This is a genomic window from Acinetobacter sp. 12966, assembly GCF_031196995.1.
Classification (GTDB): domain Bacteria; phylum Pseudomonadota; class Gammaproteobacteria; order Pseudomonadales; family Moraxellaceae; genus Acinetobacter; species Acinetobacter geminorum.
This window is the reverse complement of the sequence record NZ_JAVIMC010000136.1, coordinates 79,215-94,130: the sequence shown is the minus strand read 5'-3', so window position 1 is coordinate 94,130 and position 14,916 is coordinate 79,215. Positions and strand designations below refer to the sequence as shown.

Here is a 14,916-nt window from a genome sequence, read left to right as displayed (position 1 = left end):
AATGATTGGGATTTTTTATTAGCAATAACCATCTAATCTGGTCAGTGGTAATTTTTTACCAATTGCTTTTTCAATTTCGGGTAAATAGAAGGCATCATCTTCAGATAAGAAACTAATACTTACCCCTTGTGAGCCAGCACGACCTGTACGACCAATACGGTGCACATAATCATCAGACTGTTCAGGCAATGTAAAGTTGATGACATGCGACACACCATCCACATGAATACCACGACCAGCAACATCTGTCGCAATCATAATATTATGTTTACCTTGCTTAAATTGCTCTAACATTTTTAAACGTTTATCTTGAGCAATTTCACCTGAAAGCATACCTACTCTGTATCCATCTTTCTTTAAATGATCATAAAGACGACGCACCTGATCACGTCGATTAGCAAAAATCATCACTTTATCGATCGGTTCTTCACGCAAGATATCTTGTAATAAACGATATTTATCTTGTTTAGCCACAACATAAACACGTTGCTCAACATCATTATTCGTTTTTTGCTCAGGCTCAATTTCAACAGTGATTGGTTCAAACAACCATTGTCTTGCCAAATTAAGAACATCATAACTAAATGTTGCTGAGAACATGAGCGTTTGACGCTGTTCCTTACGAGGAGAATAACGGACAATACGTTTTACCGAAGGAATAAATCCCATGTCCAATAAACGGTCGGCTTCATCAATAACTAAAAATTCAATTTGATCTAGCCAAACTTCTTTCTGTTCTACAAAATCAATTAGACGCCCAGGTGTAGCCACCATGATATCGACAAAATTAGCATCTAGCTGTTTCTTTTGCTTATCAAAATCCACACCCCCTAATAATGTTACAAGGTGCAAATCTGAAAATTTTGTGAGTAGCTTTGCATCACTTTCAATCTGCAATGCCAATTCACGAGTAGGGGCCAAAATTAAGGCACGTGGCTCACCACGGAAACGCTGCTCTTGAACTGGATTATTGAGTAAATCATTAATTACACTAATCAGAAAGGCTGCTGTCTTACCAGTTCCTGTTTGTGCTCGCCCAATTGCATCATGCCCGGCTAATGTATATTTTAAAACCTTTTGCTGAATTGGGGTCATTTGAGTAAACCCTAAAGCATCAATCGCCTTTTTAAGTTGCGGATGTAAATTCAAGGTTTCAAAACCAGATGTCATAAATACGTGCTCTAACAAACAATCTCTCGAATGAGAAGATCATTATAAACAAAAACGCCCCAATTCAAAAATTGGAGCGTCCATGATTCATCAAAAGATGAATTAGTCTTAGTCTAAAGGCTGAACGTTTTCAGCTTGAAAACCTTTTTGACCTTGTACAACGCTAAATTCTACGCGTTGACCATCACGTAGAGAACGGTGACCGTCACCTACGATTGCACGGAAATGAACGAATACGTCGTCACCGCCGTTACGTTGAATAAAACCAAAGCCTTTAGTGTCATTAAACCACTTTACTACGCCTTGTTCACGAGCTGTCATAAGTCAATCCTCAGATGTTGAAAAAAGGACCTTCCGGTGTTGCAAACAGCAGAGCAAACAAGGTTTTAAAATATTTATAATCTTAAAGCTTGTAATCATTCTGTAAAACTATCAACAATTTCCGGTTACATCCATTTGTTATAGGGTTATTAAATCAATTTGATTGTGTGGTAAATCCTAAAACGGTTCGAGCTTAACATGGGTTTATGACAATTAATAGAATTTTTTTCAATTATTTCCCCTATTTTTAGTTCTTTTTTTAAACAGCTTATTACAATATTTTTTATAGAAATTAGCCAGATCTTCTTCCATAAAATATGCTGCAATTACTAAAAATTTGTTAGAATATTTTTTTTAGTTGTTTTGATGATGAATGAGCAATACTTCTTCTAATACAGCACCCATTGAAATTAATGCCCTTGGACAACCCTGCCCAATGCCATTGTTAATGCTAAAACGTGAACTTAAAAAAGCGTCGGGCAAACAACAATTTTTATTAAAATCGTCAGATCCTCATAGTGAAATTGATGTAACTCGTTACTGTGGTTTACATCATTTTATGTGTCAAACAACTCACATATCAGACAGAGAATTTCACTATTTAATTGAAACTCAATAATTCTTTGCTAAACTAAAAGATTAGAAATTGCATAAAATTTTACATTTCTCTACCCAATTTTCCTTAATTATGAAGCTGATTCAAATTAAGATGAATTTATTGGTTATCCCATTCGATCCTATAAGGAGAACTCATGAGTGACAGCAGCAATCAATTGATGCCCCTGTCATTGTCTGCGCCCGGTGTAAACCTTGGTGCATATATCAGTACTGTCAATCAGATTCCTATTTTAACGGCAGAGCAAGAAAAAGAACTTGCTGAACGTTATTATTATGACCAAGATCTTGATGCCGCAAAAATGCTGGTAATGTCGCATTTACGCTTTGTCGTTCACATTGCGCGCAGCTATGCAGGTTATGGCCTACCACAAGGCGACCTTATTCAAGAAGGTAATTTAGGCTTAATGAAAGCCGTAAAACGTTTCGACCCAAATATGGGCGTGCGTTTAGTATCTTTTGCCGTCCATTGGATTAAGGCAGAAATTCATGAATACGTTATACGCAACTGGCGTATCGTTAAAATTGCAACGACAAAAGCTCAGCGTAAATTATTTTTCAATTTACGTAGTTTAAAAAAATCGAGTAAAAAATTAACGCTCGAAGAAGCTCAATCAATTGCTAATGACTTAAATGTAACTCCAGAACAAGTTCTGGAAATGGAAGGTCGTTTAACTGCTTATGATGCTGCTTTTGAAGCACAAGGCGATGACGACGACGATACTCCACACACAGCGCCTGCGTTGTATCTTGAAGATAACCGCTACGACCCTGCCCGTTTAGTCGAGAACGAAGACTGGGAAGAGCAAAGTACTTCAGCCTTGCATGATGCCATGGACCAGTTAGATGACCGTTCGCGTAATATTTTGCAGCGCCGTTGGTTAGATGATGATAAATCTACCCTACATGAGCTTGCCGCTGAATATAATGTTTCGGCAGAACGTATTCGTCAGCTTGAAAAAAATGCGATGGAAAAAATTAAAACTGCCATGTCAGCTAGCTAAAAATAAATGTAAAAAATAAAAGGGCGATTCGCCCTTTTGTTTTATCTGGCTATGTTTAGCCAACCTATTCTATGGTAACGTTGCCTTTCATTATTCAGTTGCATTTTTTGTTATGTGGATCGCCATTTCAGCCCTTAATCTTGCTTTTGCAGTCATGTTGGGTGCTTTTGGAGCACATGGTCTTAAAGCTCACGCGGGTCCTGAGCAACTTGCTTGGTGGCAGACTGCAACCGACTACTTTTTTTATCATGCGCTTGGCCTATTAGCTCTTGGTATTTTAAGTAAGGTTCTTCCTCATTTCCCAATCAAGTTATCTTTCTTGCTTATCCAAATTGGTATTCTATTTTTTTGTGGTTCGCTTTACATCATGGCGCTAGGTTTACCACGAATATTAGGCGCAATTACGCCAATCGGTGGAGCCTTAATGATTGCGGGATGGCTAGTCTTGGCTTGGAATGCTTTCAAATACGCAAAATAATCGGAATGTGATCATGCAAATTTATTTAAATGGCGAATTAACGGACACGCCTAGCCAAAACCTGTTGCAACTCATTCAGGAGTTGGCACTTGAAGGAAAACGTTTTGCTGTTGAGCACAATCAGCAAATCGTTTCTAAAAGCAAATTAGAGCAAATTTCTATTGCTCAACATGACCGTATCGAAATTATTCACGCTGTTGGCGGCGGCTAAGTCGGAGTTATCCATGCAAGACACCCCTCTCATTATTGGTTCACGTTCTTTTCAATCTCGTTTATTGGTAGGAACAGGGAAATATAAAGACTTAAATGAAACGGATTTAGCCATTCAAGCTAGTGGTGCAGAAATCGTAACTGTCGCAATCCGCCGTGTGAATATTGGACAAAATCCAGATCAACCGAATTTACTTTCTGTCATTCCACCAGAAAAATATACAATTTTGCCAAATACTGCAGGTTGTTTTGATGCTGACAGCGCAGTACGTACCTGCATGTTAGCGCGTGAGTTACTCGATGGTCATAACCTAGTAAAACTTGAAGTTCTAGGTGATGAAAAAACCTTATATCCAAATGTAACCGAGACCTTAAAAGCGGCTCGTACTTTGATTGATGATGGTTTTGAGATTATGGTCTATACCTCTGATGACCCGATCATTGCGCAAGAACTTGAAAGTATGGGCTGTGTTGCGATTATGCCTTTAGGCAGTCTAATTGGTTCAGGTTTAGGTATTCTAAACCCACACACCATTTCAATTATTAAAGAGAATGCGAAAGTTCCAGTTTTAGTCGATGCAGGCGTTGGCACAGCAAGTGATGCTGCTATTGCAATGGAACTCGGTTGTGATGGTGTATTGATGAATACAGCAATTGCAGCTGCGCAAAACCCTATTTTAATGGCTTCTGCAATGAAAAAAGCTGTTGAAGCAGGACGTGAAGCATTTTTAGCAGGTCGTATGCCACGCAAACGTATGGCAAATGCAAGCTCGCCAGAAACAGGTTATTTCTTTAAATAATTTATTTCCAAGGAATCACTGCTTTTCCAGTGATTCCTCTCCTGTCATATAACCATTTTACGTTTTAAAAATATATCGCTTTATTCTAATATGCTTAGGCTATTCCAATATTCGTCTTAAATTATCCTTGGCGTTTAACTCAAAATTCTTTTGGAAATATCCAGTTTGATAAAGTGGCTCAGACTGATAAAAATGTATTAAAACTTGTTTTCTCTTAATTGAATATACTTCTGGATCAACCCAAGAATACTCCTGCTGAATTTGCTGTTCATACTGGATAAAACGTTCAGGTGTTGCTGCCAAAATAGCTAAATCAATATCCAACAAAAATTGCAAATCTATTTCATCGGTTAATGCATGCTTTTGAGTCGCAAGTATCCAACGCTTTATTTTCTCTAGGGTATCGAACGATAAATCTTGCGCCATCAATTGTTCAAATAACTCGGCACTTTTAAGCTCATTATCTGGTGCTTGAGGATCATAGATAACATCATGAAACCAGAGAGCCAATGCAACAGCATACGGATCATTCAATTCGTATTGAACCGCCTCCATTAAACTCAAACATTCATATAAATGTTGTACGGTGTGGTAGGCTCGCTGCTTTTCACTATAAGCCGCAATAAGTTCATTATAGATTTTCTGCGGTTCAGAAAAATCATAATGCTGATGCAGCTCAAACCAAACATGCTTTAGTTTTGATAAATAAAGCTGCATCATCATCTATTAACCACGCTTAAGATTATTGTTCATCACGCTTAAACACCAACTCTTTTGCTGATGAGTTATCAGCATCAAAGTAGTAACCCTCGGTATTAAAAGCTTTGATGTCTTCAGCTTTATTTAATTGGTTTTCAATAATAAAACGGGCCATTAAACCGCGTGCTTTTTTCGCATAGAAACTAATGACTTTATATTTGCCATTTTTCTGGTCAAGGAAAACAGGCTTTACAATTTCAGCCTTAATTTTCTTTTCATTGACAGACTTGTAATATTCATCTGAAGCTAGATTTACCAGTAATTCAGATTTAATTGCTGCCAAGTCTTCATTAATTTGGTTAGTGATAATATCACCCCAGAATTCATACAAATTATGACCACGAGTATTTTTTAATTTGGTACCCATTTCTAAACGATAAGGCATCATTAAATCTAAAGGACGCAGTAAGCCATAAAGACCAGAAAGCATACGTAAATGCTGCTGTGCAAAATCAATATCTTTGTCTTTTAATTGATAAGCATCTAAACCAGTATAGACATCACCTTTAAATGCATAAATCGCCTGACGAGCATTCGAGAAATTAAATTCTGGATTCCAGTCTCTAAATCGATCTGCATTTAATGTGGCAATTTTCTCACTCACACTCATTAAACTCGCAATTTCCGAAGCAGAAAGTTTGCGACAAACATCAATTAATTGTGCTGAGTTTTCTAACAAGCGAGGCTGAGTAAACTCATCTGTAGGTAACGCTGTTTCATAATCTAAAGTTTTTGCAGGAGAAATTAAAGCAAGCATAGACAACCTGAAAAAATTATTCTTAATACCAACTATAACAGTAGATATTTTTTAATGCTAACTCGTGTTTTCAATGACGACTATCGGTAAAATAGCATCACGTTTTGTTATTTAGCGGTTCTTATATGTCTGAGCAAACTTTCATCCAGGGTCCAGTAGGTAAAATTGAACTTTTCGTTGACCGCCCTGAAGGTGAAATCAAAGGCTTTGCGGTTGTTTGCCATCCGCACCCATTGCAAGGTGGAACCCCTCAACATAAAGTCCCTGCCCTTTTAACCCAAATTTTTAATGAATATGGTTGTATTGTTTATCGTCCTAGTTTCCGTGGTTTAGGGGGCAGTGAAGGTGTTCATGATGAAGGCCATGGTGAAACTGAAGATATCTTAGCTGTAATTGAGCACGTTCGTAAGCTTCATGAAGGCCTACCATTTTATGCAGGCGGTTTTAGCTTTGGCTCACATGTTTTAGCAAAATGCTTTGCACAGCTCGAACCTGAATTACGACCTGTACAGTTAATTTTATGTGGTTTACCAACAGCTACTGTAGTAGGTTTACGCCACTATAAAACTCCTGAAATTCAAGGTGATATTCTCCTCATCCATGGTGAGCAAGATGACATTACTTTGCTTTCAGATGCGATTGAATGGGCAAAACCACAAAAGCATCCAATCACGATTTTACCGGGTGCTAACCACTTCTTTACAGGTTATTTAAAACAGCTTCGCCAAATCATTACACGTTTTATTATCATGAAATAAACGGTAACTTGATGGGCATAACTTGAGAGTATGCCCATCATTTTTAAGCCATGTCCTTATTGAAAATTATTCCAACTTAACCCAAAACGTGCCAAATATTTTTTCACTCGGTCACTATCGTTCGTTGTATTACGTTGTTGACGAGATACCGAAAAGAGTTGTCTTCCCGCCTCTGCCATTGATTTTGAATTTTTACAAACTTTGAGCACACCTCGTAATTGAATCTGGTCAAATTCATCTATTTGTTCTAGCTGCTCAGTACTTAAATAGCTCAACAGAATATCAGCATCTTTATCTTTGTAAGATTCACCCTGAATAAGCCAAAGTTGCTTTAACCGTTGAATTTCTTTTCCTACAGTTTCACGGCGAATTAACTCACCTTGCGATAAAGTTGCTAAACGAGTCACGCTCGCGGCTAGATCTCTAAAATTTCCTTGCCATGATGCATCTGCTGATTTAGCAAACTTTAAATATGTTTCTAAGGCATCACGTTGAAAACGTAATTGTCTTTGATGAATTGCCGCAAAACGCTGTAACTCAAAATCAATATTGGGTGCAATATCTTCTACACGATCTTTTAAATTTGGTAAGAAGAACGTCCACGTATTCAAACGAGCCCATAAATCTTCACGAAAACGACCCGCTTGAACTTCATTGCGCAAATCACGATTAGTACCCGCTATCAGCTGAAAATCGGCCTGAATTTCCTTATCACTTCCAACAGGAAAAAAGCTTTTGTCTTCTAGCGCTTTTAGCAGCATAGCTTGTTCATCAAGTCCCAATTCACCAATTTCATCTAAAAATAAAATGCCTTGGTCAGCACTTTTTAATAAACCAGCACGAGATGCAGCTGCTCCTGTAAATGCACCTTTTATATGACCAAATAAGGTCGACATGGCACTATCACCACGTAAGGTTGCACAGTTAACATCGATAAAACGACCACTTAATTGAAATTTATCTTTCTTTAACTGAAAAATTTGTTTTGCCAAATGAGACTTACCAACCCCTGTTGCCCCCATAATTAAAATAGGCGCACTAGAGCGGGTTGCAACTAATTCAACTTCCTCAATAAGCTGATTAAACGCTTTATTATGAGTAGAAATATTGGCTTTAAGTTGTTGCCAATTTTGCTTTTGCTCATCATCGAAGCGCTGTTTTAAAACATCGTATCGAGATAAGTCCAGATCAATAATTCTATATTCACCTTCTGAGGTCTTTTGTTGATTAGGTGAACTTTGAATAAGTTGAGCTGGCAAATAATGTGCATCTACCAATAAATACCAACAAATTTGGGCAACATGTGTTCCCGTAGTGATATGCAATAAATAGTTATTTTTTTCGACATTAAACGGATAGGTTTTTACAAAATCATAAAGTGCACCATAAACTTCAGCAAAATCCCAAGGATCTTTAATACTGACCTTATGTCCAGAAACTTCAGTTTGTGGTGAGATTTCTTTAGCATCTACTGCTATAGATTTAACTAAATTATGATGTTGGCGATCATGTAACAACACCAATTCATCTACAAGTAAATCTTCATGCATTAACAGGCTAATTGTAGGACGCCAACGTTGCCATCGATCTGGCTTTCTCCCCTGATCAAGTGTAGAACCGACAAAGCCAATAACGACTGTTTTCTTTGCATCCGCCATAATTTCTATAAAATTTTATAAGTGTCTATAATATACAATACGCATTTGACCAAACAATTCCAAGAATATGCTTCATTTTACTTTTTTAGGCACGTCTTCAGGTGTACCGACCCTGACACGTAATGTTTCAGGATTAGCAGTTCGTAACAGCAAAAATAAGGACTGGGTTTTAATTGATGCTGGCGAAGGGACACAGCATCGCATTCAACAAGCCAAACTTTCACTACAAAACCTAGTTGCCATTTGTATTACACATGTTCACGGCGACCATTGTTATGGTCTAGTTGGTTTATTGGCAAGTGCAGGCATGAATGCCCGTAGCAAACCCTTAATCGTGATTGCACCGAAAGAAATTCAGCAATGGTTTGAAATCACTGCCCAACTTACAGATTTACATTTACCCTATTCCCTTCAATTTATTGATGTGAATGAAGCAACGCAGCCACAACAGATCACTGACGAATTCATTGTTCAAGCACATCCACTAAGCCATCGTGTTCCAAGTTTTGCTTTTAGCATTTACATCAAATCGATTCAGAAGAAGTTAGATACCAAAGCTCTAACTCAGCTTGGCGTACCTCAAGGAGATATGTGGGGCCATTTGAAACGAGGCTACAATATTGAATTTGAGGGACAAACTTTAAAAGCTCAAGACTTTAACAAAATTCAAAATCACCAAGTTCATGCAATTATAGGTGGTGATAATGACCAACCAGAACTATTAGTTGATGCTTGCAAAGATGCTCAACTCCTTATTCACGAATCGACTTATTTGCAAACGGTTTTAGATAAAGTCGGCAAAGGTCCAATGCATAGCTCAGCAAAAATGGTGGCTGAATTTGCAGAACAGCAATCTTTAAGCAATTTAATTCTGACGCATTTTAGCCCCCGACATCAGGATAAAGCTGGGCAGCAAGCTATTACTGAAGAAGTTCGTCAGTTTTATAAAGGTCATTTTTATTTAGCAAATGATTTTGATGAATTTACTTTAAGTGAAGCTGGACAGCTTTTAAAAGTCGATAAAAATGAGAAGACCCATTAAATAAATATATCCAAAAAGATATTTAAATATATTTTTAGATATCTTTTAAATATTAAAATTTCCAACAGAAATTAGTTACACAGAAAGAATAATTATTTTTATATCTTACTTTCAATAACTTATATTTTAAATTAAGTGTATTTTTAAAAGTTGGCACACTCAGTGCAATAGTACAAAGCACACAACATCATTCGGATATTGTGAATAACACCTGCCTGCAAACGCTTGGCAGGCAGGCTTTGAAAGGAAAAGAAAATGTCTGTCATTGAAGAAATTAACCAACAAGCTCAGTTTGAACAAAAGCAGCAACAACGTTCTTATGAAGTTCTGCAAAATGAAAAAAGTATGCCAGTCAAAATGTGGACTAAAGGCGTGCTTGTTGATGACAACTCAAAACAACAATTATTACAAACAGCTCAAATGCCTTTTATTTATAAATGGATGGCTGTTATGCCAGATGTACACTTTGGTTTAGGAGCAACTATTGGTAGCGTAATTCCAACTAAAGGGGCAATTATTCCTGCTGCCGTGGGTGTAGATATTGGTTGTGGAATGATGGCAACCCGTACAAGCTTAACTGCTTCAGATTTACCAGATAACTTACATGCTCTACGTAGTGAACTTGAACGATTAATTCCCCATGGAATGACTAAGCGCGGACGTGATCGTGGTTCATGGGAAACTCCACCAGAAATGGTAGATCAAGCTTGGGCTGATCTGGTTGCAGATTTTGAATATATTTGCGCAAAACACCCACGTTTAAAAAACACCAACAACCGCAAACATTTGGGAACTTTAGGTACTGGAAACCACTTTGTAGAAATCTGTTTAGATGAGCATGATTATGTCTGGATTATGTTGCACTCAGGTTCTCGTGGTGTAGGAAATGCTATCGGTAATCATTTTATTGAACTTGCACGTAAAGACATGCAGAAACATTTCATTAATTTGCCAAATAAAGATTTAGCATACCTAGTAGAAGGAACTGAACACTTTGATGATTACTGGTTTGCGGTAGGTTGGGCTCAACGCTTTGCGATGAAGAACCGAGAAATCATGATGCAATCTGCGATTAAAGCCTTGGCTACTATTGTACCAAAGCCTTTTCAAGCACGTTTGGAAGCAGTGAACTGTCACCATAACTATGTGGAAAAGGAAGAACACTACGGTGAAGAAGTGATGGTCACCCGTAAAGGTGCAGTCCGTGTGCGTCTAGGTGAATACGGAATTATTCCAGGTTCAATGGGTGCGAAATCGTTTATTGTCCGCGGGCTTGGAAATCAGGAGGCTTTCTGCTCATGTTCGCATGGTGCAGGCCGTGTTATGAGCCGTACTGAAGCAAAACGACGCTTTACTGTTGAAGATCAAATTGCCCAAACTGAAGGTGTGGAATGCCGTAAAGATGCCGCAGTTATTGATGAAATTCCATCAGCATATAAACCAATTGAGGATGTAATGAAAGCTCAAAGTGATTTGGTTGAGGTGGTTTATACATTAAGACAAGTGGTGTGTGTTAAAGGGTGATCATGGAAAAATATTGTTTAGATATTCGAAGCTATAGAATCAGGGCAATGAAGAAAAGCATCTGATTCTACCTGAACAACCGTATTACATCATCTTGGTTGTGAAGACTGATGAAATTCTGCCTAAATGGCGTAATTGGATCTGTGAGCAGATTGTCTATTCAAAACACTGTATTCAAGCAATGGTTACAGGATATGAGTGTTCTGTTTGGGATGATGTTCTAGATGAAGAGTATCTATTTTTTCATAACTATCAACCACCAGCCGATCATTGCTTCATGACAACTTGGCATGAAGATGAAACTTTAGAAGACATTACTGAATGTGCAAAATTTAGTATGCAATTGGAAGATATTTCGAACTTAGTCATTCTACATATTGAATAATAGGTAAATAAAAATGAAACTCGCAGAAGCACTTTTACTGCGAAGCGATCAACAAAAAAAGCTCGCTTCGTTAAAACAACGTATCAATGCCAATGTATTGATACAAGATGGCGATGAGCCTAGTGAAGACCCTAATGAACTCATCAAACAGGTGTTTGCTTTAACCCAAGAAAGCAATCAATTGATTTGTCGTATTCATTTGACCAATGCGCAAGCAAAACTGGAAGATGGCAAAGTATTATTGTCTCTATTAAGCTTGCGTGATAGTTATGCTGAACAGCATAAGATTTTAATAGATGCGATTACCAATACGCATCGAGAACCTGATCGTTATAGCTCACGTGAAATTAAGTGGAAGAAAGTCATTCCTGTTTCTAGCTTACAAAAGCAGGCGGATGATATCAGTGCGAAATTGCGTGATTTAAATATCAAAATTCAAGCTGCCAACTGGCAGATCGATTTAGTTGAGTAAACAACAAATTTTGTGAATTTAGTTCACAATCAAAGTTTGGGCATACTGGGCGAGTACAAGATCCTGCGTTACTCCGATCTGAGGGATTGAAAATAATTCAGGCGGCTATGGCAGCATGTGAGCCGTGCATCGATATTCACTTATCAGGCTCAGCACTACGCACCTAGCAAACCTTTGTCGAAAGCAAAGTCACGCGTTACTTCGCATTACCATGTACTGACAGTATGTTCATTAAATTAGAAAATAAGGAAAATAGAAGTGAATAAAGCTTTGGCAAATATGCCAAGAACCATTCAAATTGATGGTTCAAAAGGTGAAGGCGGTGGGCAGATTTTAAGAACTGCCCTTGCCCTTTCAATGATTACAGGTCAGGCATTTGAATTAATTAATATACGTGCGGGACGAAAAAAACCAGGCTTAATGCGTCAGCATTTGGTCTGTGTTCAAGCATCTCAACAAATTAGCCAAGCTTATGTGGAAGGTGCTGAATTACACAGCCAACGGTTATATTTCGTACCTCAACATGTTCAAAGTGGAAAATATCAATTTCAAATCGGTTCCGCAGGTAGTACAACACTGGTTTTACAAACTCTTCTACCTGTTTTGTTATTACAAAATCAAGCCTCTGAGCTTATCATTTCAGGTGGCACACATAACCCGCTTGCACCAACGGCAGATTTTATTGAACAGTGCTTTTTACCTGCTCTAACAAAAATTGGAATTCACGTCGATTTTAAATTAAATAAAGCAGGCTTCTTTCCAATTGGTGCAGGTGAAATTCAGGTTATTGTTCAGCCATGGCAACATCGCAACAAACTGAATTTATTAGATCGTGGTGCTTTGCAATGTACCGAGGCTTTTGCAGCCATCCTGAACCTTTCAGAAGAAGCGCAAATTGCACAACGAGAATTAGCGACTTTAAATAAAAGACTGAAATTGGATACACAAAAGCAATTTCAACTGAATGGAATCAGCCAAGGCAATACGGTGTATATCAAACTTGAACATAAGCATCATACCCAGCTATTTACCTCTTTAGGCGAAATGCGAAAAAGTGCAGAACAAATTGCCAATCATTTGGCTGAACAAGTGAAGCAATATATGAAATCTAATGCTGCTGTGGATGAGTATTTAGCAGATCAGTTGTTATTGCCTTTGGCCTTAGGTCAAGGTGGTGAGTTCACCGCACAATGTATTAGCGAACACACTCGCACTCAAGCAGCTATGATTGAAAAATTTATTGATTGTGAAATCGAATTTATCGAGTTAGGTAAAAATCATTTTCATGTAAAGGTCAAAGTTTAAGAAGCTCATAACTGAGCTTCTTATTTCTTAAAAAAATTACTCTACAGATGCCAAAGCAGTTACTAGTAACTTCCAGCATTTATCTACAGTATCAACTTTTACTCGTTCACCCGGTGCATGCGCACCTTGGATATCTGGTCCAAATGAAACCATCTGTAAATGTGGGTAATGTTCAGCAATAATCCCACACTCTAAGCCTGCATGAATCACTTTAAGATTTGGCTCAATGTTAAATGCCTTTTGATAGGCCTGCTGTAAGCACTTTAGAGCAGCCGAATCTGGATTTGGTGTCCAACCCGAAACTAAGGGTGTGAGTGGAGAAGCAATATTAAATTGACTAAAATGTGCCTGAATTTTTTCTGCAAAATCTTGAGCTTCTTGATTCACCATTGAGCGAACCATTAAAACAGCTTTTCCACCTTCTCGATTTAGTTTTACGACCCCAATATTATTTGAAGTCTCAACTACATCTGGTAAAGCTTGACTCATACTTGCAACGCCATAAGGACTTGTTGCTAAAGCTTGCAACCACTCGTTTTGCTGTGGTTGAGCAATCACTTCGGTCACTTCAGCACTATTAGGCTGAATAGTTAATTGCAGATTGTCATCAACACCTTGTAGCTGTTTTTTCCATGCTGTTTGATATTCATCGATTAATTTTTCTAATTCAGGCAATTGGTTAGATGAAATTGCAATAGTCGCTACAGCTTCTCTCGGTAAAGCATTACGGGCCGTACCACCTGTAAATTCAACAAGGTGTCCACCAAGCTTTGCTAAATACTCATTTAAAAAGCGGGCCAGAATAACGTTGGCATTACCACGTCCTAAATGAATATCTACACCAGAGTGACCACCTTTAAGACCCGCAACCTGAATATTCACAATGTTCAGATTTTCAGGGATTGGTTCATAAGTAAGTGGTTGTTCTACTTCAACATCAATACTTCCAGCACAGCCAAGATATAACTGCCCCCACTCTTCTGTATCAATATTAAATAACCATTTCCCTTTTAGGATCCCAGACTCTAAAAGCCGTGCACCACTCATCCCTGCTTCTTCATCAACTGTTAGAAGAACTTCAATTGGGCCATGAGCAATATCATTTGAGTCTAAAACTGCTAAAGCTAAGGCCACCCCAATGCCATTATCAGCACCTAAAGTAGTGTCTTTGGCAATTAGCCAACCATCCTCAAGAACTGGACGAATCGGGTCTTTAAAGAAGTCATGTACCGTACCAGTATTGGCTTGTGTAACCATATCTAAATGGCCCTGAAGAATAACTCCAGACACATGTTCTTTACCCGCAGTCGCATCTTTACGGATAATCAAATTTCCTACTTCATCTACATAAGTTTCTAGATTCCGACTTTTAGCCCAGTTCTGTAAAAACTCTCGAAGCTGCTGTTCATGCTTCGATGGACGAGGAATAGTGCAAAGTGTTTGAAAATGCTGCCAAACCACTTGAGGAGATAACGCTGCAATATTAACTTGTGTCATGAAAACCACACTCTAATTATGTAAATATCTTAATAATTTCAATATACACAATGCATTAAAGATAGGTAGGGATTTCGGGAAAGATTTTGTATTTTTATCTTAATCTAAAGAGATCGTACGACTTTCTAAAAAGCCGCACTTCATAAAAAGCTCTTAAAACA

General features: G+C 38.0%; 16 protein-coding genes and 1 pseudogene. 11 read left to right on the top strand and 6 right to left on the bottom strand.

Annotated features, from left to right (window positions below):
* Nucleotides 1-18: 18 nt before the first annotated feature.
* Together rhlB and RFW85_RS19300 are read right to left on the bottom strand one after the other, a co-directional pair.
* Nucleotides 19-1,170 (bottom strand): ATP-dependent RNA helicase RhlB, encoded by a 1,152-nt coding sequence (gene rhlB, locus RFW85_RS19305; protein WP_016140502.1) that lies wholly within the window; start codon nucleotides 1,168-1,170, stop codon nucleotides 19-21.
* Between the two features lie 108 nt (nucleotides 1,171-1,278).
* Nucleotides 1,279-1,491 (bottom strand): cold-shock protein, encoded by a 213-nt coding sequence (locus RFW85_RS19300; RefSeq protein ID WP_000126912.1) that lies wholly within the window; start codon nucleotides 1,489-1,491, stop codon nucleotides 1,279-1,281.
* 373 nt (nucleotides 1,492-1,864) lie between these two features.
* Between RFW85_RS19300 and RFW85_RS19290 the strand changes: the two genes are divergently transcribed.
* The 5 genes from RFW85_RS19290 to RFW85_RS19270 all read left to right on the top strand — a co-directional run bounded on the left by RFW85_RS19290 (nucleotide 1,865) and on the right by RFW85_RS19270 (nucleotide 4,598).
* A complete protein-coding gene (locus RFW85_RS19290; RefSeq protein ID WP_086265859.1) occupies nucleotides 1,865-2,110 on the top strand; it encodes a sulfurtransferase TusA family protein in 246 nt (81 codons plus the stop codon).
* Between the two features lie 133 nt (nucleotides 2,111-2,243).
* Entirely contained in the window at nucleotides 2,244-3,110 is an 867-nt protein-coding gene (gene rpoH / locus RFW85_RS19285) for an RNA polymerase sigma factor RpoH (protein ID WP_002115267.1), read from the top strand.
* 112 nt (nucleotides 3,111-3,222) lie between these two features.
* Nucleotides 3,223-3,588 carry a DUF423 domain-containing protein gene (locus RFW85_RS19280; RefSeq protein ID WP_002115263.1) on the top strand — a complete coding sequence of 122 codons (366 nt, stop codon included), beginning with the start codon at nucleotides 3,223-3,225 and terminating at the stop codon, nucleotides 3,586-3,588.
* 13 nt (nucleotides 3,589-3,601) lie between these two features.
* A complete protein-coding gene (thiS, locus tag RFW85_RS19275; RefSeq protein WP_002115323.1) occupies nucleotides 3,602-3,799 on the top strand; it encodes a sulfur carrier protein ThiS in 198 nt (65 codons plus the stop codon).
* Between the two features lie 13 nt (nucleotides 3,800-3,812).
* Nucleotides 3,813-4,598, top strand: a complete 786-nt coding sequence (locus RFW85_RS19270; RefSeq protein WP_001154366.1) for a thiazole synthase — start codon at nucleotides 3,813-3,815, stop codon at nucleotides 4,596-4,598.
* A 99-nt stretch (nucleotides 4,599-4,697) separates the two neighbouring features.
* Here the strand turns inward: RFW85_RS19270 and RFW85_RS19265 are convergent, their stop codons facing one another.
* Together RFW85_RS19265 and yaaA are read right to left on the bottom strand one after the other, a co-directional pair.
* Nucleotides 4,698-5,321, bottom strand: a complete 624-nt coding sequence (locus RFW85_RS19265) for a metal-dependent hydrolase (protein ID WP_170248629.1) — start codon at nucleotides 5,319-5,321, stop codon at nucleotides 4,698-4,700.
* 19 nt (nucleotides 5,322-5,340) lie between these two features.
* A complete protein-coding gene (gene yaaA / locus RFW85_RS19260; RefSeq protein ID WP_170248630.1) occupies nucleotides 5,341-6,114 on the bottom strand; it encodes a peroxide stress protein YaaA in 774 nt (257 codons plus the stop codon).
* Between the two features lie 125 nt (nucleotides 6,115-6,239).
* Here yaaA and RFW85_RS19255 point away from each other — a divergent pair, with 125 nt between their 5' ends.
* A complete protein-coding gene (locus tag RFW85_RS19255; RefSeq protein ID WP_032053414.1) occupies nucleotides 6,240-6,872 on the top strand; it encodes an alpha/beta hydrolase in 633 nt (210 codons plus the stop codon).
* A 56-nt stretch (nucleotides 6,873-6,928) separates the two neighbouring features.
* Here RFW85_RS19255 and rtcR read toward each other — a convergent pair whose 3' ends face one another.
* Nucleotides 6,929-8,530, bottom strand: a complete 1,602-nt coding sequence (rtcR, locus tag RFW85_RS19250; protein WP_309171801.1) for an RNA repair transcriptional activator RtcR — start codon at nucleotides 8,528-8,530, stop codon at nucleotides 6,929-6,931.
* A 67-nt stretch (nucleotides 8,531-8,597) separates the two neighbouring features.
* On the opposite strand from rtcR, the gene RFW85_RS19245 reads away from it, so the two are divergent.
* The 5 genes and pseudogenes from RFW85_RS19245 to rtcA all read left to right on the top strand — a co-directional run bounded on the left by RFW85_RS19245 (nucleotide 8,598) and on the right by rtcA (nucleotide 13,258).
* Nucleotides 8,598-9,572, top strand: a complete 975-nt coding sequence (locus RFW85_RS19245) for a ribonuclease Z (RefSeq protein WP_170248633.1) — start codon at nucleotides 8,598-8,600, stop codon at nucleotides 9,570-9,572.
* Nucleotides 9,573-9,827: 255 nt separating this feature from the next.
* Nucleotides 9,828-11,096 (top strand): RtcB family protein, encoded by a 1,269-nt coding sequence (locus RFW85_RS19240; RefSeq protein ID WP_170248634.1) that lies wholly within the window; start codon nucleotides 9,828-9,830, stop codon nucleotides 11,094-11,096.
* 2 nt (nucleotides 11,097-11,098) lie between these two features.
* Nucleotides 11,099-11,481: pseudogene (locus RFW85_RS19235) on the top strand (hypothetical protein).
* 13 nt (nucleotides 11,482-11,494) lie between these two features.
* A complete protein-coding gene (locus tag RFW85_RS19230) occupies nucleotides 11,495-11,953 on the top strand; it encodes a DIP1984 family protein (RefSeq protein ID WP_170248635.1) in 459 nt (152 codons plus the stop codon).
* A 258-nt stretch (nucleotides 11,954-12,211) separates the two neighbouring features.
* Nucleotides 12,212-13,258, top strand: coding sequence for an RNA 3'-terminal phosphate cyclase (rtcA, locus tag RFW85_RS19225; protein ID WP_170248636.1), 1,047 nt, complete (start codon nucleotides 12,212-12,214; stop codon nucleotides 13,256-13,258).
* Between the two features lie 36 nt (nucleotides 13,259-13,294).
* Here rtcA and RFW85_RS19220 read toward each other — a convergent pair whose 3' ends face one another.
* On the bottom strand, nucleotides 13,295-14,755 hold the full coding sequence (locus RFW85_RS19220; RefSeq protein WP_170248637.1) for an aminoacyl-histidine dipeptidase: 1,461 nt from the start codon (nucleotides 14,753-14,755) through the stop codon (nucleotides 13,295-13,297).
* Nucleotides 14,756-14,916 lie beyond the last annotated feature (161 nt).

Excerpts from the sequence above, each read along its gene's own strand:
- RFW85_RS19220 (WP_170248637.1), bottom strand. The coding sequence starts at position 14,755 with ATGACACAAGTTAATATTGCAGCGTTATCTCCTCAAGTGGTTTGGCAG.
- RFW85_RS19300 (WP_000126912.1), bottom strand. The coding sequence starts at position 1,491 with ATGACAGCTCGTGAACAAGGCGTAGTAAAGTGGTTTAATGACACTAAA.
- RFW85_RS19240 (WP_170248634.1), top strand. The coding sequence starts at position 9,828 with ATGTCTGTCATTGAAGAAATTAACCAACAAGCTCAGTTTGAACAAAAG.
- RFW85_RS19270 (WP_001154366.1), top strand. The coding sequence starts at position 3,813 with ATGCAAGACACCCCTCTCATTATTGGTTCACGTTCTTTTCAATCTCGT.
- RFW85_RS19245 (WP_170248633.1), top strand. The coding sequence starts at position 8,598 with ATGCTTCATTTTACTTTTTTAGGCACGTCTTCAGGTGTACCGACCCTG.
- RFW85_RS19255 (WP_032053414.1), top strand. The coding sequence starts at position 6,240 with ATGTCTGAGCAAACTTTCATCCAGGGTCCAGTAGGTAAAATTGAACTT.
- thiS (WP_002115323.1), top strand. The coding sequence starts at position 3,602 with ATGCAAATTTATTTAAATGGCGAATTAACGGACACGCCTAGCCAAAAC.
- RFW85_RS19230 (WP_170248635.1), top strand. The coding sequence starts at position 11,495 with ATGAAACTCGCAGAAGCACTTTTACTGCGAAGCGATCAACAAAAAAAG.
- RFW85_RS19265 (WP_170248629.1), bottom strand. The coding sequence starts at position 5,321 with ATGATGATGCAGCTTTATTTATCAAAACTAAAGCATGTTTGGTTTGAG.
- rhlB (WP_016140502.1), bottom strand. The coding sequence starts at position 1,170 with ATGACATCTGGTTTTGAAACCTTGAATTTACATCCGCAACTTAAAAAG.
- RFW85_RS19280 (WP_002115263.1), top strand. The coding sequence starts at position 3,223 with ATGTGGATCGCCATTTCAGCCCTTAATCTTGCTTTTGCAGTCATGTTG.
- RFW85_RS19290 (WP_086265859.1), top strand. The coding sequence starts at position 1,865 with ATGAGCAATACTTCTTCTAATACAGCACCCATTGAAATTAATGCCCTT.
- rpoH (WP_002115267.1), top strand. The coding sequence starts at position 2,244 with ATGAGTGACAGCAGCAATCAATTGATGCCCCTGTCATTGTCTGCGCCC.
- yaaA (WP_170248630.1), bottom strand. The coding sequence starts at position 6,114 with ATGCTTGCTTTAATTTCTCCTGCAAAAACTTTAGATTATGAAACAGCG.
- rtcR (WP_309171801.1), bottom strand. The coding sequence starts at position 8,530 with ATGGCGGATGCAAAGAAAACAGTCGTTATTGGCTTTGTCGGTTCTACA.